A 21,182-nucleotide genomic window follows, 5' to 3' on the forward strand; every position below is an offset into this window, starting at 1 on the left:
CATCTCAAGAGGCATTAGCTACAGGACCGCGAGTTGACGCCTAGCTAATCTCATCGGAGCCCTCATGGCTCATGTCCGCCGTTGCGCACGCGCAGCTTAAGGCCTGGAAAGCGCAACCTCGTCCTTTGCCTGATAAACGAACACTGAGCTGAAGGCGCAATTACAGGTGGAAATCGCCAGCGGCCTCCGGCTGATAAAGCACTTTCCTGATTTCGATCCGGCGGGTCCGATCAGAAATACGCCAGTCGATGGCATCGCCCTCCTGATAGCCGAGGATGGCGGCGCCGATGTCGGAACACACGGAGTGCTTCCCGGCGCTGCTGTCCGCGTCGTCCGGGTAGACCAGGGCTACTTCGATTTCTTCGTCGTCCAGGTGCAACAAGGCCCTGGAGTTCATCGTGACGACGTTGCGCGCCACTTGCTGCGGCTTGACGACAATGGCTCGCTCAAGCTCATGTTCGAGTTCAACCACGGCCGGGCCTTGCTCGAAGACGATCAGGCTCTCGAGCCTGGCTTTGTCGATTTCGGTGATGTAGATCCCCGTGGAGTCGCCAGCGGCACCTTCGCGCAAGAACTGCAGATAGCGCCCCGCCGTCATGGAAAACGACTTCAATGCCGGCGTTTCGTTCTCAAGCACAAAGCCGCTGCGCACAAAGGCTTTCAATGAGCGCGAGTTGTCCGGGTGGATCTTGGCGATGAGCTTTTCGGCCCGCATGTCGAGAAAGGCCAGTTTCATGCCCTCGCGGATGGTCCGGGCGCCAAGGTTTCGGCCCCATTTATCGCTGTCGCCGATAACCAGGACGATCTCGCAATTGGAGTCGGTCTTGACGAGACGGACAAAACCCACCGGGGCGTCATGGCGGTCATAGGCCATGAAGAACCGGCCGCCTCGGTTGAATAGATGGGTCAGGATCGGCAGTTGAGTCCGATCGATGACGTGTTCGATGGAACGGGAAACATCACGTGAATCGCTGAGGTAACAGGTAACGCGCTCATCTTCCAACCAATCTTTCAACGTCAGCGCATGTGCCCGAGTGATTTCAGGGCACAGCGAAATGAAAGGCTTGTTCATCTTCACCACACTTGTTTGTAAAGGATGAAAGCCCTTCATGGCGGTTATGGCCATGACGGTTCTTTCGGCAACCGGGCATCTTAAGGCATAAGGCGAGCAATGCCGAAAAGATCACAACCTGCTCCCTGCCCTACCCGTCATCGATGCCCAAGCGAGTTGGCCGTCGTTACGGCTGCTGCATCGACATCACGGTCGGCCTGACCGGAAGCTGGGAGTATTGCGGGTGCTGTTTGACGAAGGTTCGAACGGCCTGTTCCTGCCTGTCCGTCACACATATGGCAATACTGGGACGGTCCACCGTACAGGTTCCCAGTGCAAGGAAACCGCAGTTCTTGACCCCATAGACGGCAGCTGGGTGGGCCGCGACCGGGCAGCCGTACGCCATCTCGCCCAGGTAATTGAGTTGGCCGTTGGCCACGGTAAAACGCAGGGGTTTCGAATAGGGTCCCATGAGCCCGCGGCGTGAACCCAGGTCATTCACTTCATAGGTACCTGCAGGCAGCCATGCCGAGTAATAGTCCTTGGGAGCCCAGCCGTAGGTCTTGCCGCTATTCACATTACGAAAACTGATCCAGGTGCCGTAGGGCCCGCCCTCGATCAGCGAACCGAGGACGAGGCCTGCGTTTTCGGTGGAATAGACTTTGGAATCCAGGGCCATTTCAGGCGGTAATGCCGAACAGGCACTCATCAAGGCTGTAACTCCAACGACCAACAACTGACTTGTCTTGCGCATTCGATACTCGATCCATTGAAACAAAATGTGGCTTTCCCATTATGATGCTGCCCCTTTCAAATCAAGCGTTAAGGATGACACCCACTATGAGTAGTATTTTCACCGGCCGTGTATCGGGTGCCATGGCCTTCGCCTTGATCTTGAGCGGCTGCAGTTTATCGGGCACTTATCCGGATGCAACCGAAGCAGACGCCGCCAAGCTTCGTTTTATCAGCGACATGAGCAGCGCCACGCTGGGTGTGTTCGATGAGCAGAACTGTGACGGGCAAACCACGGGGATTCTCAATAACTTGTTCCTCGCCGATTCTCGCCGGCGAGCGAACATGTCGATACCTCCTGCCTCCCAGAAGACGCCTTACCTGGAAATCCGCTTGGCCCCGAACAAAGAGCGGATGCTGCACCTCAATACCCAAGGCACCGGCTCGGTATGTGGCATGGCCTTCACCTTCACGCCGCAAAGTGGCGCTGAATACGAACTCACCTTCAGTCGTGCCGGCAGTCAGTGCGTGACATCGCTCAAGCGCCTGCACCAAGCGCAGGGCCAAGTGGTGCGCTCCCCTGTCCCTCTGGTGAATAAAGGCCTGGCAAGCTGCCTGGGCGCCAACGCCCTCTTCCCTGCGCCCGTAAAGGGCCTGCCGGCCACCGTCGAGCGTGACGAAATGATCGAGCAGATTGTCTCGCAGAGCATCATCAGCGAGATGAAGCCTGGGCCTGCCTTGAGCGAGAGCAGCCAGAACGAAGCCGTCGACCTGGTGGTCGACAAACGCAAGCGGCAGATGAACCTGGACCTGCCGGATGCCTATTGGACCCAATTTCGGCAGAACGTAGTGACTTACCTGAAGCAGGCTCAAGGGGTAAAGGCCAGCGCGCTCGAGCACTACAAGGTCGAGTACCACACACGCCTCTCGCGCTTGGATACACCAGCCATCAAGGCACTGGTGCCAGACACCCAGGCCACCGATGTCACCCAGGCGCTGGCTACCAACAACGCGATGTTGCAGTACTACCATCGGCTCGATGAGCAGCTGCAAAAAGAAACGATGGCCGATCACTGGACCCGGATGGCCGACCTGGACAAGCGCTACGGGGTGTGTGAGCGCTACGCGCAGTGCTGGCAGAACTAACCTGGGCCAACCCGCTGCGCCCTTGCCTTGTTCCACCTGGCCATGGGGTTGGCCAGCGTAATCATGCAAGGGCGCCACTCTCTACATCCCCCTAGCCTCCACGGCCCTCCTCCGGCATCACCTGGTCAGCGCCTGGTAACTCACCCGGTGCGCCTCGGTCGGCAGCGGCACTTCCCATTTGAATAGCATGCGGCGGATATCCGCGTTGCGCAGCGAGGTGTCGCGCTGCTGGTTGCGCCGCATGATCTCGCTCTCCGGGCTTTCCAGGTAGACGATCTCCACCTCTGCACCGTAGCCGTACAGCAAGTCCAGGGTGCGATTGCGCATCTGCGCCGACAGATGCGTCGAGTTCCATACGAACGGCCGCTGCTCTCGCAACAAGGCCTTGGCCCGGTCGATGGCGTAGTGCGCGGCGGCGCCTTCGTTCTGCCCATGGCGCAGGCCCAGGGCCTGGCGCGCATCGTCGAACGAGACCACCGGCAGGCCCGGATGATGTCGCGCGGCCCAGGTGTCCTTGCCGCTGGCCGGCAAGCCGGAGAGCATCACCACTTGCGAGCCTTGCGGTGCATGCAGCGCATAGTCGGGATGCACCCGGGCGCCACGCAGGTACTGGATGCGCGTGTAGTCGTCGGCAAACGCCCGCGGCCCGTGCAGGCAGCCCTCCTCGGCCGCCAGTTCACGCCACAGTTCGATGGCGCTCAAGACATCGGCCTTGCCAGCGTAATCGCGGCCTTGCATGTCGGCCTCGGCCACCGCACAGAGCATCCACACCGGCAGTTCCCAGGACAGCTTGTGGAGCAGGAACTCCGTGCTGCGCCCGCTGCGATCGCCTTGCAGGGCGAAGAACGGCACCTGGTGCACGGCGATGATGCGGCAGATCTGCTCGCGCAGCTCGAACGGCACAGCGGCGCGCCATAACAGTAGCCGGGCATCCACCGCTCCCCGACGCGAGTGTCCGGGTTGGCCGATACGCCCGGTCTCGGGGTCGATCACTGTGGTATCGGGCTTGGCGATGTCATGCAGCAAGGCGGCGAAGAACAGCACGAAGCGCTGCTCGGCGCTGGCTTGCTGGTAGGCCGGCTGGGCCAGTAGCGCCTCCACCACCATGCGGGTGTGAATCCACACATCGCCCTCGGCGTGGTAGGTCGGGTCCTGCGGGGTGTCGGCCAGGCGCGCCAGGGCCGGGATGGCCGCCAGGCAGGCGGCACTGTCCATGGCGTGCCCAGGCTCGGGCACCAGGTGTTGCAGTGGATGAATATCCATCTCGAAAAGCTCCTTCAGTAGCCACGGCAGGGGCCATGCCAGTCCATGGACAGGCGCGGCGCGTAGAGGTCGACGCCGTCGGCCAGTTGATTGGGAATGAACGGTTGATTGGCATGGTGCTGGTCGGCATCGAGGATGGCCTGGACGAAATCCTGGCGAACCCACTTCAAGCGGCCGAGGGTTTGCTGTGCGTCCTCGAGCTTCAGGTACAAGCCTTCCATGCGACTGGAGCGGTCGCACTGGCGCCAGGCCCGGGCCAGGTCGAGGCCTTCGCGCTGCACCACGTGTTCGAACGCCTCGCGCCAATGGGCAGTCTTGGCCAGCGAATCGCCAACCAGCGCCATCAGCTCGGCCTGCCGGCGTGGCACCGGGCCTTCGTACAGCACCGGTACCGACAGCACGGGGCCGCCCTTGAGCAGCTCGCGGCGTGCGGCCGTAGACAAGAACACCCCGCTGCTGCGGTCCCACACGTCGAACTCGCAAAAGTAATGGGGCAAGTGGTCGTAGAACACTGAGTGCTTCTTGTGCAGCCACTCGCCGTACAGTACGAAGCGATCTTCCAGGCGCTCCAGCAGCCAGTGTTCGTGGGCCGCGGCCCACTGCTTGAACAAATTGAACTGGCGCTCGCGTCCGCCTCCGGTGAGGTAGTGGCCACGGGATTGCAGGCGCAGTTCGCCGCCCTCGGTAAAGCTGATGCCGGCGTTGGCACCGTCGAGTTTTTCTTCCACCACCAGCCATTGGCCAGCCAGGGAGGCATAACGCACCTGTCCGGCGTCAGTGTCGCCATCCTGCAGGCGCGAGCTTTCCAGGTGGGGGGTACGGGGGTACTTGAGCAGTTCTAGGGAGTGCGCGTCGGCACGAATATCCATGTTCATGGGTTTCTCCTTGGGAATAGGGAAAAACCGACGACAGGATCAGGCAGGCACAGCGATGAGGCGCCGCCGCGCAAAGGCGCGGGCAGCCATCAGGCACGATGGACCGTCGTCGGTATCAGGCGTGTTGGCTGGCGTAGGGCACTGGCTTCACCACTTGGGAGAAAGGTTGCAGGGGCTTGAGGGCGCGCATTCAACAGCAGACGGCGGTACCTGGTCAAGCCCTGCGATACGTTGAGCTGGGCCAGGTCAACGAGTTTTCGCGATCACCCCAGTCATGTACTGGTGCAAATCACGAAAGTCCTGGACCTTCCAGGCATAGGGCGCAATCTTCACGCCGTTCTCGCGCAAGGTTCTTGGGATCAGGTCGCCGTTTGGTCGCAGTATCACCGAGGAGACGATGACGCCCGGGTAATCGTTCAGGCGTTTCTTGAAGGCGGATGTCGTGAGGTCCGGGGTAGGAGGATTGCTTTTATTGGCCAATGGCCCTGTTCCCTTGATATCCGGGCCATGGCACACGGCACATCGCTGCAGGTAGAGGTTTTTGCCGTTGGCATTATCGGCGAAGGATAACGGCACTTGGATCAACGCTAGAACAGCCAGTGAAGCGATCAATGATCTTTTCATTTTTATTTTGCATTTCCCTCGGTCAGGTATGAAGTCCTTTTCAGTTGCAGTCGCCACTGTGATTGGGGCCCTGCAACTGCTATCGGGCAGCTTGAAAAACGCTTTCGTTGACAATGAGCACGTCATCGTCCAACAGGTTCAAGACGACACAAAAGTTGTGCGTGGACTGAACGTAAACCAGGTCGCCTTCTTGCTTGATCGCCACGAATGGATTGGCTGTGGTCGAGAACAGGAACCACTCCAAATGATTGCGTGCATCGGTCCTGGCGATAAAACCCTCGTTGCCCATTTCGCCCTCGCCGCATAGAACGACCTGGCCGTTACTCAGAGATAACTTATGGTTTACCTGGACTTGCGCCCATACATCGTCATCTTCACCAAGCAACTCACCCAGCGTGGTCTTTGCTTCCCGTGAAAGGCTGTAGGCCCTGCCATAGGTATGGGTAAGTTCGGTGTTTTCAATCGAGTCGATCGCTATGGGCTCGATAACCCCAGGTTGGCGATACATGATGTCCAGGCCGATCAACTGGCCGTCACTCCATCGCTCTTGCAGTCCTTTCATATGCGCTAGCGCTCACGGCTATTTTGATCACTGCCGGCCCAGGTTCGGCATGGCCACCCTTTAACGCGTCGCCTCAGTTTTTGGGCGCCCGATTTCGCGGGGCTCGCACTTTTGGGCGGCGGATTCTACCATGCTCCGGTGATATGAACTGGCCGATCCAGAGCCTCCAAGAGGGTAAAGCTCTATTTGCCCAGCCGGCAATTCGGCACCTTACCCGCCAAACTTTGAATGAGCTGCCTGTGCTGGATTTTTCATACTTGGCCGATAGCCAAGGCAACAAACCCTCTTTGTCCATTCATGACCGGGACGTCAAGTTTCTGGAACCTGCCTTTCTGGACCTTGAGCAGAAAACCGGAATCTATATAGACCCCTATGGGACAACGCGAATCTACCCCGCCCATCAACAAATACTGGTTGATCATCTGCAGGGGCGCAGTGAAGACAAGATTGTCGAGTTTGTGCGCTTGCTGAAGAACGCCATCAGGGAAGATGAGGTTCTAGTGGCCGATGGCGACTAAGTACGATATTCACAGGCATGCGAATGGCGAAGGTGACATTGTGATTGGCCTGGATCTCGAGATAGTCCCTGGGAAGTCGATTGGCGGTATCTGCCTGGGAGACAATGCAGACGATATCGTCTGGAACATCCTGGATGAGTTCGATGTACAAGCCTTTGATTTCGAAAACTTCGGGATGAAGTACACCTGCTACAGGATCGACGACGGAGCCATCTCATTCTCCGCCAACGAGGCCGGCAATATCGTCTCCTTATGCTGCGAGCCTCCTTATACGGGCCGCTTTGATAGAAGGTTCTACCCCGGAATAACGGCAGGTGAAATCAAGGCGCGATCCAAAAGACAGGAGCTTGTGGGCGGTTATCTGGTCCTGGATAGAAATTACCTTGTCTACTACGCAATGCCGGATGAGATCGACGACTTCGATCGTTTTTCCGATCTGGATGACGATGTGGTCTTCAATGAGTTGCATGTGGGGAACCTGGCTTGATACCAGGACGACACCCAGCCCACCGATGAAGGCGGGCTGGGTATGAAGCGTGGGGCCTAGTTGTCCAGGAAGGCGACGGCACGGGCCGGTGAGGCGCTGGTTCCCACCAGCTTCATCGGGAAGAAACCGACCATGAACCCTGACGCCGGCAGCGCGGCGAGGTTGTGCATCTGCTGCACGATGAAGGCCTCCTTTTCCTGGATCGCGAAGTGCCCATCCCAGATGGTGCTACCCTCGCCCGTTTCCTCGAACCGCTTGCGCATCACTGGGAAGGGCCGGTCCCAGCCTGGTGCATCGGTGCCGAGCACCTTGGCCCCGGCCCGCGCCAGGAACAGCGTGCCCTCGCGGGACATGCCCGGATAGGCAAACCATTCGGCGGACAGGGACTCGAAGCGCTCCTGCCCGGTACGTAGCAGCACGGCATCTCCGGCCTGGATCGGCCGGCCCACCGCATCTATCGCGGCCTGGAGCTCCTCGATGGTGTAGGCATCGTTGCGCCGCTCGTAGGGACGCATGTCGAGCACCATCCCCGGGCAGAACAACTCCTGCAGGTCGATTTCGTGGATCTTGCGTGCGGGTTTGCCCTCGATCAGGTTCCCGCTGTGATAAGGCGCGTCCACGTGCGTGCCACAGTGGGAGCTCATGTCCGAGAGTATTTCCTCGCCCCAACCCTCGCCATGGGGCAGGTCGTGGGCTTCGCAGCAGAAGAGCCCCATCATGCGTTCGCGGCCCTTGGCCTCCGGGCGGTGATAGTCGACCAGCGGAGCGATGACGCTGGCCATCGATGCCATGGCTGGCGGGATCTTCGAACGCAGCTCGGGGTCGATGGGGCGAGTCAGGCAGACCAGGCGTGTCATGTGATGCCTCCTAAGCAAGTGAGAAAGTGAAAGCGGCGGTGGTGACCTCAGGTCATGACCAGGCCGCCGTCGTACAGGATCGATTGGCCGGTCATGCCGGCCGCACCCGGTGACAGCAGATAGGCCGCCAGCTCGCCGATCTCTTCGGGGCGAATCGCCCGGCGCAGGGGAATCCGCTCCTCCAGCGAAGCTTGCAAGCTGTCCTTGTCCGTACCCATCGCCTGGGCCTGGCGGGCCAGCAGTTCATGCATCATGTCGGTGGCCACCAGGCCCGGGCAGATTGCATTCACCGTGACGCCGTGGGCGGCCGTCTCCAACGCCACGCAACGGGTCAGCCCCACCAGCGCGTGCTTGCTCACGTTGTAGGCGCTCTGGTTCATGGAGCCCCATTTGCCCGCGGTGGAAGCGATGTTGACGATGCGCCCGGCCCTTTGGGCGAGCAAATGCGGGAGCACCGCCTGCATCAAGTTCACGCAGCCCATTACATTGGTCTGGAACAGGTTCTCGAAGTCTTCGGCGGCGAAGTCGAGGAAGGCCGCGGACTTGTATACCCCGGCGTTGTTGACCAGGCCGTCGATGCGGCCCCAGCTCGCCAGCAGCTCGGCGACGGCCGAGAATACCGCCGGGCGATCGGTGACATCGAAACTGCGTACCTCCACCAGGGCCCCATCACGACCCAGTTCCGCCTGGAGGGTCCGCAATTTATCCGCGCTACGCCCGGTGACACAGACCCGGGCGCCCTTGGCCAGCAGGTTCTTGGCGATGGCCAGCCCGATACCACTGGCGCCGCCGCTGACGATGATGTTCATTCCTGCAAGTGCGGTCATTTCATACCCTCCGCTCGGTGCCGAGCCAGAACCGGTTTCTGATTTCGCGCTTGAGCACCTTGCCCGTAGCGCTGCGTGGCAAGTCGTTCCAAATCTCCACTGACTTGGGCGTCTTCACCCCGCCCAACTGCTCGCGGCAGGTGCGCAGTAGCACTTCCTGGTCGATGGACCGGCCTTTCTTCAATTGCACCACCAGCTTGACCGCCTCGCCCCATTTTTCATCGGGGACACCAATGACCGCGCAATCCTCGACCTCGCCCAGGGAGCACACCACCGCTTCGATTTCGGAAGGATAGATGTTGAAGCCACCGGAAATGATCATGTCCTTGCTGCGATCGACGATGTACAGATAACCGTCCTGGTCGAGGTAGCCGACATCGCCGGTACGCAGCCACTCGCCGTGCTTCGCCTCCTGGGTGGCGGCGGGATTGTTGTAATAGCCCACCATCACCAGGGCGCCGCACACTTCGATCTCACCGGCCTGCATGGGCTCGGCCTCCTGGCCATCACTGGTGAGAATCCGTACCTGCGTCAGGATGCCCGGGCGTCCGCAACTGCGCATGCGCTGGCTGAGGCGCGGGTCATCGGGGCGGTGATCGGCCGGCGCCAGGAAGGTGCAGGCCGTGGGGGCTTCGGTCTGGCCGTAGCCCTGGGCCATGACCGGCCCGAACACGCCGATGGCTTCCTCGATCTTCGCCTGGGCCGCGGGTGCGGCGCCGTACAGGAAGTATTGCAGCGAGCTGTAGTCGTAGCGACGCACATCAGGATGGGCCAGCAGCGCATACAGCGCCGTGGGCGGCAGGAACAGGTGCGTGACCCGGTGTTGCTCGATGCTGCGCATGACGTTCTGGGCATCGAAGCAATCGAGGATCACATGGGTGGCGCCCTGCGCAGTCAGGATCGCGGCAATGGCGCCGGCACCGTGGGTCAGCGGCGCGACCACCAGGTGCACCACCGGGCCCTTGGGCGGCAGCGCGCTGCTCACATTGGCGACTTGGGCGATCCAGTTCAGGTTGTTGTGCATCACGCCCTTGGGCTTGCCGGTGGTACCCCCTGTGGGAATGATCGACACCACATGTTCCGGCCCCGGGATCAGGTTCGGGGCCCGGGCCCATATCACCGAGGAGTTGCGCAAACCCGAGGGCCATTTCAATACACAGATAAGCCGGCACAGCCTGGAAACCGCGCTGGCACTGGATGCCTGGCTGCGCTTGCACGGGCTTTCGGCCTGATAGCCACCTGGGACGGCCGGTTCACCGGTTGAGTATTCCGGCCACCCCGCTCCACCTTGGCCTGCACTTGCCTTGCGGCAAGTGCATCGCCAACCCGGCAAGCCTCTTGCACTCCGGCACCGATAATTACCGTCACTTCGCACCTGGCGCTCCAGGCAAGCCCAGGGCGCGGCCGTCGTTCACCTGGCGAACTGTTCCTGGGCACAACGCGAGCCATCCATGGCAGCCATGGGCTATTAGCACATCTGCCCTAATCGACCGGTATCCCGGCGCCTGACTATAGTTATCTACTTGCGCGGTCGATGGACCGACGATTCATCAATCAAGGAACGAAACATCATGGAGAGCCCACTGCGCTGCGCCAGGCAGGTGCTGTTATCACTCGGTTTGCTGTGCACCAGCACCGCCGCCCTGGCCCAGGGTACCGGGGACTACTGGATCGTCTACGGCAAGGGCGAGCGTTATAACAACGAAATCTTCATCGCCAATGCCGATGCCATCCAGCAACAACCCAAAGGTGTGCAGCTGGCCATGATGATGCAGATTTTCGAGGACCGGAGGATGCCGGAACTTGCGGTCTACGAGATCCAGTACAAATGCAAGGAACGCCAGGTGCGTTTCGACAGCGCCAGGGCCATGAGCCGCCTCGACTACGCCATCAAGGACGTGACGACTATCAAGGGCTGGATCGACCCGGCGAAATCCGACTACTGGCTCCAGCGTACCTTTGCCTTCGTCTGTGCCCCCGGCAATCGCAGCAACAACCAGATGCTGCCACTGGGCAAGATGACCAACGCGCAGATGGTCGCCACCGTCAAGGAAATGTTCATACATCTGCGCGGCGTCCAGGCCAACAGCCAGGCAGTGCGCGACCTGGATACGATGCTCGGCAACAGCGCGCCATGAAATCCACGACAATGATCCGCTACCGACTGCTCCCGGCGCTGCTCCTATCACTGCTGGCCGGTTGCAAGAGCCTGCCGGAACTGCAGGCCAGCCATCATTGGAACGGTCGCGACGCGAAGGAAATCATCCAGTTCCTCGGTCCTCCCACGGACATGCAACCCTCCGCCGACCGCAGCCTGGTGACGATGCAGTGGTATCGCAATACCAGCTACGTGAGCAAGGAAGTGGTCGGCAGCACCAGCGAAATGCAAGGCAACGTGATGGTCAATACCAACTACTGGGACGATGTCAACCATCCGGGCAGTTGCACCCTCTCGGCCATCGTCGACAAGGCCCGGCTGATCAGGGACTTTTCCGCCAGTGGCCGCTGTTACGGCGTGGCTATGGAGCCCTAGGCAGGCGCCAACGCCAACCTCGGCTCAGCGTCGTAACGTCACCAGAACCAGCCACCGCGCGACAGTTCCTGCTCACAGCTCTTGTACTGGGCACCGAACAGCGAAGCGCGAGCCTGGACCTTCTGCGAAACGGTCTTGAGCCACGGCTTGGCGTCATAGCTGCGATTGCGATAGCCGCCCCAGCCCTCGTGGTAGTTCAGGTATTGGCCGTAGGCGTCCCACTTGGAGGTGCGGTTGACGTTGTAGCTCTTCTGCATGTACCAGCCCATGAAATCCAGGGCATCGGCGAAGTTGTCGCGGCTCGCCCCCCAGCCACCGGCATCCTTCTTGTAGTCGGCCCAGGTCTCGTCCTTGGCCTGGGCATAGCCGTAGGCGGTGCTGACCCGGCCCCAGGGAATGAACCCGAGGAAGTAGTAGCGCGGCGGCAAGGCGTCGTGCTTGAAGGAAGATTCCTGGTACATCATGGCCATGGGCACCTGGATCGGTGCGCCCCAGCGCTGGTTCATCTTCAACGCCGCTTCGTGCCACTTCGGTTTTTCCCGGAAGATCTCGCAGAGATTTTCGGGGTTTGCCGGAGGCTTGGTAGCGCACCCGGCAAGGGCCAGGAGCAGGACGAGAGGCAGGAGCCGATGCATGGAGGGAGTTTTTCCTTTGGCGCGGGCATGGAGTGCTGCCCTTCGGGCCAAGCTTTATACACACTTTGCCATCAGCCGGCGATACGCCAGCTCAAACAGCTGTGTTGCAACTCGCGACACAGCTTGCACGGCCCCATCCGGCACCACGGGTCAATCCCTGTCATGCCGATGGTCCTCTACCGACCAGGCACTGCATCCGCTTCAGCGGGAGATCGCCATCCAGCCGGCACAGCCGGTCATGACCCCGGCCGAGGTCCGGTTCAGGCGCCGCATGGCCCTGGGGGACTGGATCGCCCGCTTGAGCCGCGCTCCGGCCAGCAGGTAGGCCAGTTGGATACTGAGGTCGATGCCGACGCCCAGTGCGGTAATGAAGATCACTTCGGACCAGGACAACGTCGTCAGGTCGAATGCATGGGGCAACACGGCACCGAAGAACACCACGGCCTTGGGGTTGCTCAGGGTCAGCAGCGCACCGGCAAGCAAACCTCGGCTGGCCGAACGCTGCGGTGGCTCCTGGGGTTGTGCGGTGTTGTTCGACCACAGTTTCCAGGCGATGAACAGGATGAAGGCCACGCCGAGCCATTTCACGGCGATGAACAGGTATTCGAAGCGTAATGCCAGTGCGGCCAGCCCCAGGGTGGCGACCAGCAACCACAGTGCGTTGCCCATGACCATGCCGCCGATGAAAGGCAAGGTCGACCTGGCCCCACGGGCGACCACCTGCCCCAACATCGCTGCCTGGGCAGGACCGGGAATAGCCGCCGCAATCGCGAATGGCACGGCGAAGAACCAGATTGAAGCCGTCACGCTCATGTGTGAAATCTCCCAGGCACTGTCATGTGGTCCCGGATCCTCGCATTGAGCCGGCCACTGGATCAATGCCCCTCTCGGCTCCACGCTTTAGAAAAACTGCAGCATGCTGCTTGAGAACATATGGCTTGTAGCGGCTCGCGGCGCTCGGATTACATGGGCGCCCCATCAAGCCCGATGTCCGGGCCAGTACCAGGAGCACAACCGTGCCAAGACTTGCAGGATTACCCAGGGCGCTCGCCGGCATCGGCCTGGCGCTTGCCGCGGCCTTTGCCCATGGCGCCGATAACGCCGGCCAAACCGGCCGTTTCGTGGTGCATCGCATCGCCCAACACCTGTATGCCCTGGGCGAGCCGGGCTACTACCAGAAGAACTACTCCTACCTGTTCATCGGCAAGGATCGGGCGTTGATGTTCGATGCCGGGGCCAACCAGGGAGAAGAGATCATCCAGGTCATTGGCCAACTGACGGACAAGCCGGTCTCCGTCCTGCCCTCGCACCTGCACTTCGATCATCTGGGGGGCCTGCCCCATTTCAGCAGCATCTACCTGCCCGACCTGCCGTTCACCCGCAGCTTGCAACGCAGCGACGGCCTGTACCAGGTTCCCGAAGCCGTGCACCTGGGCCAGTTCGACAATCTGGTGCTCCCCCCCTTCAAGGTCGAACGGTTGATCCAGCCTGGACAAGTGATCGACCTGGGCGGCCTGCAGCTGAGGATGCTCAGTGTCCCCGGGCATACCCGGGATGAAGTCATGCTGTATGACCAAAACCATGACATCCTGCTCACCGGCGACCATCTCTACCCATCCTGGCTGCTGGTCGGCAACCTCGATGACTACCTGGCGTCCCTTGACGCGACCTTGCAGTCGATCGACCAGGACACCGTCCTTTATGGCGCTCACGCCGGTGATGACCCCAACCGGGTGCCACGCATGGATCGCGACGAGGTCGTGAAGATCCGCGATGCCATGCAGCGAATCCGTGCCGGCCAGGACCCTGGCCAGGCATTTGCCGATCCCGAACTCATCCGCCGGGCCAAGCTCCACGAGGTGGACAAGGGCGTCAGCATCCTGACGGGAATCCAGTTCACCGACGGCCGGGAGTTTGGCTACTGATCCTGCGCCCAGTCGGAGCTCGATGCCCGGGACTGCACGGTGCTGGCCAGCCACTCGATCAGTCCCATGACCTCGGGGCGGGCTCGCTGGCTCTCGGCGCAAACGCAGTAGTAGTTGTGCACGGCAGCCGACGAGATGGCCAGGGGGGCGACCAGTCGCCCTTCTTCAAGGTCACGGACCGAGACCAGCTCATCGCTGAGGGCTACGCCAAACCCCTCTCGGGCGGCCTGCAGCACCAGGCCGAAATCTTCGAAATAGACATCGGACAATCCACCCAGGGTCGCCCCCGCTTCCGCCAGCCACTGGCCCCACTGGGCACCGTTGTCCTCATGGAGCAGGCGATGTCGGGCCAGATCCGCCACGCTGCGGATGGCCCGTGGGCCCCGAAGATACTGCGCACTGCACACCGGCACCAGGCGAATGCCGTGGAGCAAGCGCCACCAGAACCCCGACCAGGGCGGCGTGCCATAGACCACCGCGATATCGGCCTTGCGCCAATCGACCTGGTTGAAGTAACTGGCCGAGATGACCTTGAGCTTGACCCCGAGGTTCTGCTCCATGAAGTGGAACAACGCGGGAGTCAGCCAGGCAATGCCCTCCAGCGGTGGCAGGGAAAGGGTCAGCTCGATCACGCCGGGCATCGCTTGCGCAGGAGCCTGCAACACCGCCACCGCATCGCCGATATCCGTCAGGGCATGGGCGATACGTTGATGAAACACTCGCCCGGCGTCGGTCAAGACCAGTTGCCGGCCACGCTTCTCGAACAGCTCGACGGCCAAGGCGCCCTGTAGCGTCTTGAGCTGCTGGCTCACCGCTCCCGCCGTCACATGCAGCTCGACCGCTGCCGCCGCCAGGTTGCCCAGGCGCGCGACCGACTCGAAGACCTTGATGCTGTTCAGTGGCGGAAAAGCCATGGTTCACCAGTACGGCAATTGGGGGGGCTGATGATATCGCTGCCGGGCCGTCGGATCGATCAGCAACCGTCCAGGTAGTCCCGGGCACACTGCAGCAGAGCGTCGATCACCGCGGACTGCGCCGCCGAGCGTGTGGCCAGGCCCAGGGTCGCCCTCGGGCTGGCCAACGCCAGTGCGCGAAAGTTGAGCCCGGGGCGCGTCATTCTCTGCATGGATGCCGGCACGATCGCGATACCCATGCCCGCCGACACCAGATTGACCGCCGACGAGACCTGTGGCGCCTGCTGATGGATCTTCGGGTTGAATCCCCGGGCCCGACACTCGGTGACGATGTCGGCGCTCAAGCCATAACCGGACTTGCGCGAATAGAGGATGAAGCGCTCGTCACGCAGGTCCTCCAGGCTCAGCTCCTGGCGCTCCAGCAGCTCGTGGCCATCAGGGAGCACCACCATGAGCGGCTCCTGGCTGAGCACCTGGAAGGCGATATCGCCGACTCCGGCAAAAGGCGGCCGGACAATGGCAGCGTCGATCTCCCTGAGCAGCAGGCGGTTGACCAGGGTTTCACTATTACCCTCGACCAGGTTGATCTGCACATGCCGGTAGCGTTGCTGGTAGCGGCTGAGCAACGAAGTCATCCCCTCATTGAACGAGGCCGACTCGGTAAAGCCCAGCGTCAGGGTGCCGATCTCGCCCCGCGCGGCCCGTAGCGCCCTGCCCTTGGCTTCGTCGGCGCGGGCCAGGATATCCCGGGCGCACTCCAGGAACACCTTGCCAGCATCGCTCAGGACTATCCCGCGGCCTTGGCGATGGAACAAGGGCGTGCCGATCTCTTCTTCCAAGGCACGTATCTGCTGGCCCAGCGGTGGCTGGGCGATGTGCAGTGCCTGTGCAGCCTTGGTGAGGCTCTGTGCCTGGGCTGTGGCCACGAAATAACGCAGGTGCCGGAGTTCCATGGAATGTAAAAGGTTCCAATATTGAATAAATAGAATATTAGACATAGCCATTAGCCAAGTCCAAGCTCGCCTCATCCATTGAACAAGACAGTTCGACCTTGGGAGGCCCCATGAAAAGCACGAAGAAACTGCGTGACCTGTTAGCCCTTGGCGAATGCCTGGTCGCTCCGGGTGCCTATGACGGGCTTACGGCCCGGTTGGTGGAGTTGGCCGGGTTCTCGGCGGTCTATGCCAGTGGCGGCGCCATTGCCCGTTCCGCAGCCCTGCCGGACATCGGCCTGCTGAGTTTCAGTGAAGTCCTGGAGCGCGTCGAAAAGATCGTCGACGGCTGCGCCCTGCCGGTGATCGCCGATGCCGACACTGGGTTCGGCGGTACCGCCAATGTCGCCAGGACCGTAAGGGCCTTCGAACGCGCGGGCGTGGCGGCGTTGCACCTTGAAGACCAATCGTTTCCCAAGCGCTGTGGGCACCTGGACGACAAATCCCTGATCGACAGCGCGCAGATGTGCAGCAAGATCCGCGTGGCTCGCCAGGCCCTGGACGATCCGGACCTCTTGCTGATCGCCCGTACCGATGCCATTGCCGTGGAAGGGTTCGAAGCGGCACTGGAGCGCGCGCAGCGCTATATCGACGCCGGTGCGGACATGATCTTCGTCGAGGCGCCCGAGACCGTCGAGCAGATCCGGCAGATCGCCGCGCGCATCCCCGGCCCCAAGCTGATCAACATGTTCCATGGCGGCAAGACGCCCATGATGCCGGCCGCGGAGCTGGCAGCACTGGGCTATCAGCTCATCATCATTCCTTCCGACCTGCAGCGCGCAGCGATCCATGCGACGCAGCAGGTGCTGGCGCAGATCCGCAGCACCGGCGACAGCTCGGCCCTGGCCAGCCGGCTCACCAGCTTCAAGGAGCGCGAGGAGATTGTGCGCACCCGCCACTACCTGGAACTGGACCGCGGCTGACGCGGACGTCGGCCCAGCAACCTGTAGCGATCCCACTGGTAGTGGTTGCAGGTCGTATGCAAATAGTCATGCGTCTTTTCGAAGGTCGCCGGTGCCAGCGGCGATAGCCTTCAGCAAGGCCACGACCTGCATGGCCGTGGCCCTGGCCGACTGTGGATTTTGCCCCGTCACCAGGCGGCCATCGCTCACGACCTTCGAGGTGAACGGCAGCCAGCCTTTCTCATAGTGCGCCCCCCGGCGGCGCATCTGCTCCTCGACGTTGTAGGGCACTTTGCCCGCCACCCCCGCCAGTACCTCCTCGATCCAGGCATATCCGGTCAGCCGGCGTCCCTCGACCAGCAAGCGCCCATCGCTCAAGCGAGTATTGAGCAATCCGCAATAGCCATGGCACACCGACGACACCACCCCGCCCTGCTCGAAGATCTCCCGAGTCAGGCGCTGCAAGCCCGCGGAGTCGGGAAAATCCCACATCACGCCATGACCACCGGTGAAATAGATCGCAGCGAAATCCGCTGCTGCCAGCTCGTCCGGGTGCGCGGTACTGGCCAGGCGCGCCATGCTCGCCGGGTCTGCCAACCAGGACTTGGCCGTGCTGTCCAAAAGCGGCCACTTGAGTGCCCGGGGTTCCAAAGGGGATGCCCCACCCGCCGGGCTTACCAGGCACTGCTCGTACCCCCTGGCAGCAAATACCTGCCAGGCATGGGTCAACTCTCCCAGCCACAGGCCGGTTGGTTGGTCGGGATCGGCGTAGTGAGCGACATTGGTCACCACATGCAATATGCGCGGGGTCATTTGGGAGGTGCTCCGGGTGCATGGCTCATCCGCTGAGCGACAGTGATACCCCACACGTTAGCCCAGCCTGGGCGCCTGGGACGGCCCTTGTGCCCTGCCTGGCCATCAACGCCTGTACGGTGGACAGATGGGCGCTTGACATTAAGGTTAAGTTGAACGTTAGGGTTTGTTCACGCCCCACCAGGCGTACCCGAGCATGGCGCCGCAGCGCGATACCGGGTCACAAGCATCGAGCGCGATGCCATTCTTTCTGGAGAACCCAACGTGAAACTCGGAACTGTCGCTGCAATGGCTGGTGCCCTCCTGGCCCCTTTGGCACATCCCGCCCTGGCCGGCTCACCAGACGCTCCCGTCCCCGCCGGTACTACAACGATCGACATTGCCGGCCACTCGGTGCCGGTCCTCAAGGGCGGCCTGTACGAGCGTTATCGCTCCAACCCGCCGCTGTCGGTGATCGAGGCCGAGGCGCCAGGGCTCGACTTGAGCTGGTTCAAGCAACTGCCCAAGACCCGGGTAGACATGGGGTTCGAGTCGTACTCGCCGAACTTCTACTACAAGAACAGCCGGATCACCGCGGTCTACACCGCAGACCTTGCACGGCTGCGCGAGTTGATGCCGGCCCAGGTACTGGAACAGGTGCAGCCGCTGCAGGTATGGCCTGGACGCGGCCTGGTGGCCTTCACGGCCTATACCTACGACTACTGCGACAACGACAGCTACAACGAGGTGGCGCTATCGATCATCACCAACAAGCCGGGGCAATCCAACCTTGGCCCGCTGACCCTGGTCGGCCAGGCCATATCGAAGGACTTCTGGGGCTATGTCCTCAAGTTGCCGGTCAATACCGAGCTGGCCAGGGTCCGGGGTGTCGTGGGCTACAACCTGCCCAAGTGGCTGACCGACATCAGCCGTCGCGAGGAAGGCGCCAGCCTCTCCTACGACATCATCGATAGCCAGACCGGCAACGTGGACGTGATCTTCAAGGCGAAAAAACTCGATGACCTCTCCCACGACGTGGGCATGGTGACCAACAGCTTCACCAACCTGGACCATAACGGCCAGCTGACCTACGGCTATGCCACGTCCCGGCAGACCCGCCACGCCTCCAGCTCCAGTGCCGATGCTGCACGCCTGATACTCGGTGACGGCAGCCTGTCGACCTACATCCGCTCATTGCAGTTGGGCAAGCTGGTGAAGTACGAGTACGTCCCTGAATTCCAGAGCGCGCTCTATGCACCCAAGCCCCTGGCCAGCCTGAAAGACGTTCACTGAGGTCATGCCGATCGCGGCCGGTCGGGGAATCTCGGCGCAGGAAGCGGGGTCATGACCCCGCTTCCTGCCGGCGAATGAACCTGGCCGGCACGGGCGAGCGGCTCACTCGATCCGCAGCGTTCCCGATCCTGGCAGGCGGGTCACCAGCTCAGCCCCCAAGAGCTTCGCCGGGGTATAGGCGCCGGCACTGGGCCGCGCCTGCAGCAGATGCTCCACCACCGCCAGGGCGCCGGTAATGGTCAGGCTGTACACATTGGCGGTATGCAGGCGAGCCACCTTGCGTTCGCCTCGGGCATTGCGTGCTTCTCCCCAGACGAAGGTGCCCTGGTCGGCGCGCTTGGTATCGTCCGGGCCGACCACGGTCTTGCTGATGCGCGCCTTGAGCCACTTCTGTACCCAAGCCAGGCCGAGCAAGGGACGCACCAGGTTAGCCAACCTGGCGCCACGGACCATGCCGGCAGAACCCGGGATAAAGACTTCGATGTTGGCAATACCAGTGGTGTGGTAAGCGGTGGAGACATCGCCCCAGGGAATGGTCATGGCGAGTTTCTCTCCGTCGCCGAAATCAATGCGCCGCACCTGATAGGCCAGCGGCACCGAGACGATCTTGCCATCGCGCCGTACCTTGCCGCCTTGCGCTAACCCCTCCACCGATGTCTTGGCGGTCCCCGGGGAAAAGCTCGAGCGCGAGTCGAACCCCAAGGCCAGGTACGTGGCATCGGGCAGTGCTGCCTTAAGCGCGGCGGCCACGCAATCGGTAGGAATCACATCGAAACCCACGCCCGGGCAGATCACCACGCCGGCTTCCCGGGCCCGCAGGTTCAGGGCTTGGGCCTGTTCGAAGACGGCAATCTCCCCTGTGATGTCCAGATAATGCGCCCTGGCCTCAAGGCAAGCCTGCATCATCGGCGCCGCCGTTGCGGAGAATGGCCCGGCGCAATGCAGGACCAGGGCTTGCCCCTGGAGCTCCGTGGCCAGTTGTGCGGCATCATCGAGGCCGAATATCTGCATCGCCAGCCCCAGTTCACGAGCCAGTGGCTCGACCTTGGCACGGCTGCGGCCGGCAAGCACGGGGCGCAATCCGCGCTTGACCGCCTCCCTGGCAATCAGTTCGCCGGTGTAGCCATAGGCGCCATAAATCATCCATGACGTGGGTTCGGGGCTGGCGTGCTCGTTCATGATGCTGCTCCTGACAGGGTGGTGAGGCGGCATTGGCGCCCTCCTCGATCAGTCACCGACGCTAACGTTGAAGCCTGGTTCAAGGTCAAGGTGCAATTGCCAGCGCCGCCTCCTGCGTGGCCAGCTCATCAAGGTAGGCCTCGACTTCGGCGGCCAGCCAGCTGGAGAAGGCCGCTTGCTTGGCCTTCGAATGCTCGCGATCGGGCAGCACCTGCCAGTAAGGATAGGGATAAGGCGCCGTGACCTGGCCCAACTGCACCAGCTCTCCACGCTGGATGGCGTCATGCACCAGGCTGCGGCGCTCCAGTGCGATACCCTGGCCGAGGCGCACCGCCTGCAGCACCAGGTTCGAATCATTGCTGCACAGCCCGGTCCGCGGGATATCGACGTCCAGCCCTGCGGCCTGGCACCAGGGCTGCCATGACTCCATGCTGAAGACGATCCTGCTGTCGATGATCTCTTGCGCCGTTCTGGGCAGGACCCCGTCGTTGAACCGGGGCGATGCGACCACCAGCGTTTCATCGTGGAACAGCACCTGCTGCTCCAGCCCTTCCCAATCACCCTTGCCCATGCGGATGGCAAGGTCCACGGACTCCCGGTTCAGGTTCGATACCGCCAGTCCTGCCTGCAGGCGCACATTGATATGAGGATGCAATTGCTGGAAGCGCGGCAAACGCGGCAACAGCCAGTTCAGCCCGAACGATGGCAACACGGCGACCACCAGCTCGGTGGACCTGGGCTGGGTCTTGATCATTCGGGTCGCTTCGTCGATGCCGCCCAGTGCCTCGCGGATCTGCAAGGCATACAAGCGCCCGTCTTCGCTGACCCGCACACCACGCCCTTCGCGAACGAACAAGGTCACGCCAAGCAACTCCTCCAGGACCTTGATCTGCTGGCTGATGGCCGAGTGGGTGACGTGCAGTTCCCTGGAGGCGGCGGTGACGCTGCCTAGCCTGGCAACGGCTTCGAAACTGCGCAGGCAGGAAATCGGCGGGATGCTCGACATGTAAGCTCTACTTACCATTGATGAAGGGAAATACCGATATTCTAGTCGGCCAAATTCTCCTAACGTAAG

Annotated in this window: 24 protein-coding genes and 1 pseudogene; 9 read left to right on the forward strand and 16 right to left on the reverse strand. The window is 61.7% G+C overall.

Going from position 1 to position 21,182, the window contains the following annotated elements; genetic code table 11:
- Positions 1-160: 160 nt before the first annotated feature.
- Together ATY02_RS16170 and ATY02_RS16175 are read right to left on the reverse strand one after the other, a co-directional pair.
- The gene (locus tag ATY02_RS16170; RefSeq protein WP_083236075.1) at positions 161-1,126 is read right to left on the reverse strand and encodes a bifunctional GNAT family N-acetyltransferase/nucleoside diphosphate kinase regulator; all 966 of its coding nucleotides are present in this window, start codon (positions 1,124-1,126) and stop codon (positions 161-163) included.
- 112 nt (positions 1,127-1,238) lie between these two features.
- Complete coding sequence (locus ATY02_RS16175; protein ID WP_068576916.1) at positions 1,239-1,805, reverse strand: hypothetical protein; 567 nt, start codon at positions 1,803-1,805, stop codon at positions 1,239-1,241.
- An 86-nt stretch (positions 1,806-1,891) separates the two neighbouring features.
- Between ATY02_RS16175 and ATY02_RS16180 the strand changes: the two genes are divergently transcribed.
- Complete coding sequence (locus tag ATY02_RS16180) at positions 1,892-2,929, forward strand: hypothetical protein (protein ID WP_141698298.1); 1,038 nt, start codon at positions 1,892-1,894, stop codon at positions 2,927-2,929.
- 117 nt (positions 2,930-3,046) lie between these two features.
- Here ATY02_RS16180 and ATY02_RS16185 read toward each other — a convergent pair whose 3' ends face one another.
- The 4 genes from ATY02_RS16185 to ATY02_RS16200 form a co-directional block, all read right to left on the reverse strand.
- On the reverse strand, positions 3,047-4,192 hold the full coding sequence (locus ATY02_RS16185; protein ID WP_068576914.1) for an AAA family ATPase: 1,146 nt from the start codon (positions 4,190-4,192) through the stop codon (positions 3,047-3,049).
- A 14-nt stretch (positions 4,193-4,206) separates the two neighbouring features.
- Positions 4,207-5,067 carry an RNA ligase family protein gene (locus ATY02_RS16190; RefSeq protein ID WP_068576912.1) on the reverse strand — a complete coding sequence of 287 codons (861 nt, stop codon included), beginning with the start codon at positions 5,065-5,067 and terminating at the stop codon, positions 4,207-4,209.
- Between the two features lie 246 nt (positions 5,068-5,313).
- On the reverse strand, positions 5,314-5,691 hold the full coding sequence (locus ATY02_RS16195) for a c-type cytochrome (RefSeq protein WP_068576910.1): 378 nt from the start codon (positions 5,689-5,691) through the stop codon (positions 5,314-5,316).
- 79 nt (positions 5,692-5,770) lie between these two features.
- A complete protein-coding gene (locus tag ATY02_RS16200; protein ID WP_068576908.1) occupies positions 5,771-6,253 on the reverse strand; it encodes a hypothetical protein in 483 nt (160 codons plus the stop codon).
- 143 nt (positions 6,254-6,396) lie between these two features.
- Between ATY02_RS16200 and ATY02_RS16205 the strand changes: the two genes are divergently transcribed.
- Together ATY02_RS16205 and ATY02_RS16210 are read left to right on the forward strand one after the other, a co-directional pair.
- The gene (locus ATY02_RS16205) at positions 6,397-6,771 is read left to right on the forward strand and encodes a hypothetical protein (RefSeq protein WP_228022299.1); all 375 of its coding nucleotides are present in this window, start codon (positions 6,397-6,399) and stop codon (positions 6,769-6,771) included.
- A complete protein-coding gene (locus ATY02_RS16210; protein WP_068576906.1) occupies positions 6,761-7,258 on the forward strand; it encodes a hypothetical protein in 498 nt (165 codons plus the stop codon). The genes ATY02_RS16205 and ATY02_RS16210 overlap by 11 nt, the downstream gene beginning before the upstream one ends.
- Before the next feature lie 56 nt (positions 7,259-7,314).
- On the opposite strand, the gene ATY02_RS16215 is transcribed toward ATY02_RS16210, so the two are convergent.
- Genes ATY02_RS16215 through ATY02_RS16225 form a run of 3 tightly spaced genes read right to left on the reverse strand, consistent with a single transcriptional unit; the run spans position 7,315 to position 10,062 of the window.
- The gene (locus ATY02_RS16215) at positions 7,315-8,115 is read right to left on the reverse strand and encodes a cyclase family protein (RefSeq protein ID WP_068576904.1); all 801 of its coding nucleotides are present in this window, start codon (positions 8,113-8,115) and stop codon (positions 7,315-7,317) included.
- Between the two features lie 47 nt (positions 8,116-8,162).
- Positions 8,163-8,942, reverse strand: coding sequence for an SDR family NAD(P)-dependent oxidoreductase (locus tag ATY02_RS16220; RefSeq protein ID WP_068576902.1), 780 nt, complete (start codon positions 8,940-8,942; stop codon positions 8,163-8,165).
- Between the two features lies 1 nt (position 8,943).
- Positions 8,944-10,062, reverse strand: coding sequence for an AMP-binding protein (locus ATY02_RS16225; protein WP_228022300.1), 1,119 nt, complete (start codon positions 10,060-10,062; stop codon positions 8,944-8,946).
- A 4-nt stretch (positions 10,063-10,066) separates the two neighbouring features.
- Here ATY02_RS16225 and ATY02_RS36115 point away from each other — a divergent pair.
- The 3 genes and pseudogenes from ATY02_RS36115 to ATY02_RS16235 all read left to right on the forward strand — a co-directional run.
- A pseudogene (locus ATY02_RS36115) lies at positions 10,067-10,174 on the forward strand (hypothetical protein); the annotation flags it as partial.
- Positions 10,175-10,513: 339 nt separating this feature from the next.
- Complete coding sequence (locus ATY02_RS16230) at positions 10,514-11,080, forward strand: hypothetical protein (RefSeq protein ID WP_068576898.1); 567 nt, start codon at positions 10,514-10,516, stop codon at positions 11,078-11,080.
- Positions 11,077-11,475, forward strand: coding sequence for a hypothetical protein (locus ATY02_RS16235; RefSeq protein ID WP_124346849.1), 399 nt, complete (start codon positions 11,077-11,079; stop codon positions 11,473-11,475). Before ATY02_RS16230 ends, ATY02_RS16235 begins: the two co-directional genes overlap by 4 nt.
- A gap of 38 nt (positions 11,476-11,513) precedes the next feature.
- Here the strand turns inward: ATY02_RS16235 and ATY02_RS16240 are convergent, their stop codons facing one another.
- Positions 11,514-12,110, reverse strand: a complete 597-nt coding sequence (locus ATY02_RS16240; RefSeq protein WP_068576893.1) for a hypothetical protein — start codon at positions 12,108-12,110, stop codon at positions 11,514-11,516.
- Between the two features lie 201 nt (positions 12,111-12,311).
- Positions 12,312-12,923, reverse strand: coding sequence for a LysE family translocator (locus ATY02_RS16245; RefSeq protein WP_068576891.1), 612 nt, complete (start codon positions 12,921-12,923; stop codon positions 12,312-12,314).
- 203 nt (positions 12,924-13,126) lie between these two features.
- On the opposite strand from ATY02_RS16245, the gene ATY02_RS16250 reads away from it, so the two are divergent.
- Positions 13,127-14,035, forward strand: coding sequence for an MBL fold metallo-hydrolase (locus ATY02_RS16250; protein WP_068576889.1), 909 nt, complete (start codon positions 13,127-13,129; stop codon positions 14,033-14,035).
- On the opposite strand, the gene ATY02_RS16255 is transcribed toward ATY02_RS16250, so the two are convergent.
- On the reverse strand, positions 14,029-14,949 hold the full coding sequence (locus tag ATY02_RS16255; RefSeq protein WP_068576887.1) for a LysR substrate-binding domain-containing protein: 921 nt from the start codon (positions 14,947-14,949) through the stop codon (positions 14,029-14,031). The genes ATY02_RS16250 and ATY02_RS16255 overlap by 7 nt on opposite strands.
- 59 nt (positions 14,950-15,008) lie before the next feature.
- Positions 15,009-15,902, reverse strand: a complete 894-nt coding sequence (locus ATY02_RS16260) for a LysR family transcriptional regulator (RefSeq protein WP_068576885.1) — start codon at positions 15,900-15,902, stop codon at positions 15,009-15,011.
- A gap of 110 nt (positions 15,903-16,012) precedes the next feature.
- Here ATY02_RS16260 and ATY02_RS16265 point away from each other — a divergent pair, with 110 nt between their 5' ends.
- Positions 16,013-16,864, forward strand: coding sequence for an isocitrate lyase/PEP mutase family protein (locus ATY02_RS16265; protein WP_068576882.1), 852 nt, complete (start codon positions 16,013-16,015; stop codon positions 16,862-16,864).
- Positions 16,865-16,930: 66 nt separating this feature from the next.
- Here ATY02_RS16265 and ATY02_RS16270 read toward each other — a convergent pair whose 3' ends face one another.
- The gene (locus ATY02_RS16270; RefSeq protein ID WP_068576881.1) at positions 16,931-17,656 is read right to left on the reverse strand and encodes a type 1 glutamine amidotransferase domain-containing protein; all 726 of its coding nucleotides are present in this window, start codon (positions 17,654-17,656) and stop codon (positions 16,931-16,933) included.
- A 288-nt stretch (positions 17,657-17,944) separates the two neighbouring features.
- Here ATY02_RS16270 and ATY02_RS16275 point away from each other — a divergent pair, with 288 nt between their 5' ends.
- Positions 17,945-18,928, forward strand: a complete 984-nt coding sequence (locus tag ATY02_RS16275) for an acetoacetate decarboxylase (ADC) (protein ID WP_124348357.1) — start codon at positions 17,945-17,947, stop codon at positions 18,926-18,928.
- Between the two features lie 102 nt (positions 18,929-19,030).
- On the opposite strand, the gene ATY02_RS16280 is transcribed toward ATY02_RS16275, so the two are convergent.
- Positions 19,031-20,107: a saccharopine dehydrogenase family protein gene (locus tag ATY02_RS16280; RefSeq protein ID WP_068595991.1), complete on the reverse strand. Its 1,077-nt coding sequence runs from the start codon at positions 20,105-20,107 to the stop codon at positions 19,031-19,033.
- A gap of 85 nt (positions 20,108-20,192) precedes the next feature.
- Entirely contained in the window at positions 20,193-21,113 is a 921-nt protein-coding gene (locus ATY02_RS16285; RefSeq protein WP_068576875.1) for a LysR substrate-binding domain-containing protein, read from the reverse strand.
- Positions 21,114-21,182 lie beyond the last annotated feature (69 nt).

Origin of the sequence: Pseudomonas sp. BIOMIG1BAC, assembly GCF_001705995.2 — a bacterium.
GTDB lineage: Bacteria > Pseudomonadota > Gammaproteobacteria > Pseudomonadales > Pseudomonadaceae > Aquipseudomonas > Aquipseudomonas sessilinigenes.

Coding starts and splice junctions, on each gene's coding strand:
- ATY02_RS16170 (WP_083236075.1), bottom strand. CDS start 1,126: ATGGCCATAACCGCCATGAAGGGCTTTCATCCTTTACAAACAAGTGTG.
- ATY02_RS16175 (WP_068576916.1), bottom strand. CDS start 1,805: ATGCGCAAGACAAGTCAGTTGTTGGTCGTTGGAGTTACAGCCTTGATG.
- ATY02_RS16180 (WP_141698298.1), top strand. CDS start 1,892: ATGAGTAGTATTTTCACCGGCCGTGTATCGGGTGCCATGGCCTTCGCC.
- ATY02_RS16185 (WP_068576914.1), bottom strand. CDS start 4,192: ATGGATATTCATCCACTGCAACACCTGGTGCCCGAGCCTGGGCACGCC.
- ATY02_RS16190 (WP_068576912.1), bottom strand. CDS start 5,067: ATGAACATGGATATTCGTGCCGACGCGCACTCCCTAGAACTGCTCAAG.
- ATY02_RS16195 (WP_068576910.1), bottom strand. CDS start 5,691: ATGAAAAGATCATTGATCGCTTCACTGGCTGTTCTAGCGTTGATCCAA.
- ATY02_RS16200 (WP_068576908.1), bottom strand. CDS start 6,253: ATGAAAGGACTGCAAGAGCGATGGAGTGACGGCCAGTTGATCGGCCTG.
- ATY02_RS16205 (WP_228022299.1), top strand. CDS start 6,397: ATGAACTGGCCGATCCAGAGCCTCCAAGAGGGTAAAGCTCTATTTGCC.
- ATY02_RS16210 (WP_068576906.1), top strand. CDS start 6,761: ATGGCGACTAAGTACGATATTCACAGGCATGCGAATGGCGAAGGTGAC.
- ATY02_RS16215 (WP_068576904.1), bottom strand. CDS start 8,115: ATGACACGCCTGGTCTGCCTGACTCGCCCCATCGACCCCGAGCTGCGT.
- ATY02_RS16220 (WP_068576902.1), bottom strand. CDS start 8,942: ATGACCGCACTTGCAGGAATGAACATCATCGTCAGCGGCGGCGCCAGT.
- ATY02_RS16230 (WP_068576898.1), top strand. CDS start 10,514: ATGGAGAGCCCACTGCGCTGCGCCAGGCAGGTGCTGTTATCACTCGGT.
- ATY02_RS16235 (WP_124346849.1), top strand. CDS start 11,077: ATGAAATCCACGACAATGATCCGCTACCGACTGCTCCCGGCGCTGCTC.
- ATY02_RS16240 (WP_068576893.1), bottom strand. CDS start 12,110: ATGCATCGGCTCCTGCCTCTCGTCCTGCTCCTGGCCCTTGCCGGGTGC.
- ATY02_RS16245 (WP_068576891.1), bottom strand. CDS start 12,923: ATGAGCGTGACGGCTTCAATCTGGTTCTTCGCCGTGCCATTCGCGATT.
- ATY02_RS16255 (WP_068576887.1), bottom strand. CDS start 14,949: ATGGCTTTTCCGCCACTGAACAGCATCAAGGTCTTCGAGTCGGTCGCG.
- ATY02_RS16260 (WP_068576885.1), bottom strand. CDS start 15,902: ATGGAACTCCGGCACCTGCGTTATTTCGTGGCCACAGCCCAGGCACAG.
- ATY02_RS16265 (WP_068576882.1), top strand. CDS start 16,013: ATGAAAAGCACGAAGAAACTGCGTGACCTGTTAGCCCTTGGCGAATGC.
- ATY02_RS16270 (WP_068576881.1), bottom strand. CDS start 17,656: ATGACCCCGCGCATATTGCATGTGGTGACCAATGTCGCTCACTACGCC.
- ATY02_RS16275 (WP_124348357.1), top strand. CDS start 17,945: ATGGCTGGTGCCCTCCTGGCCCCTTTGGCACATCCCGCCCTGGCCGGC.
- ATY02_RS16280 (WP_068595991.1), bottom strand. CDS start 20,107: ATGAACGAGCACGCCAGCCCCGAACCCACGTCATGGATGATTTATGGC.
- ATY02_RS16285 (WP_068576875.1), bottom strand. CDS start 21,113: ATGTCGAGCATCCCGCCGATTTCCTGCCTGCGCAGTTTCGAAGCCGTT.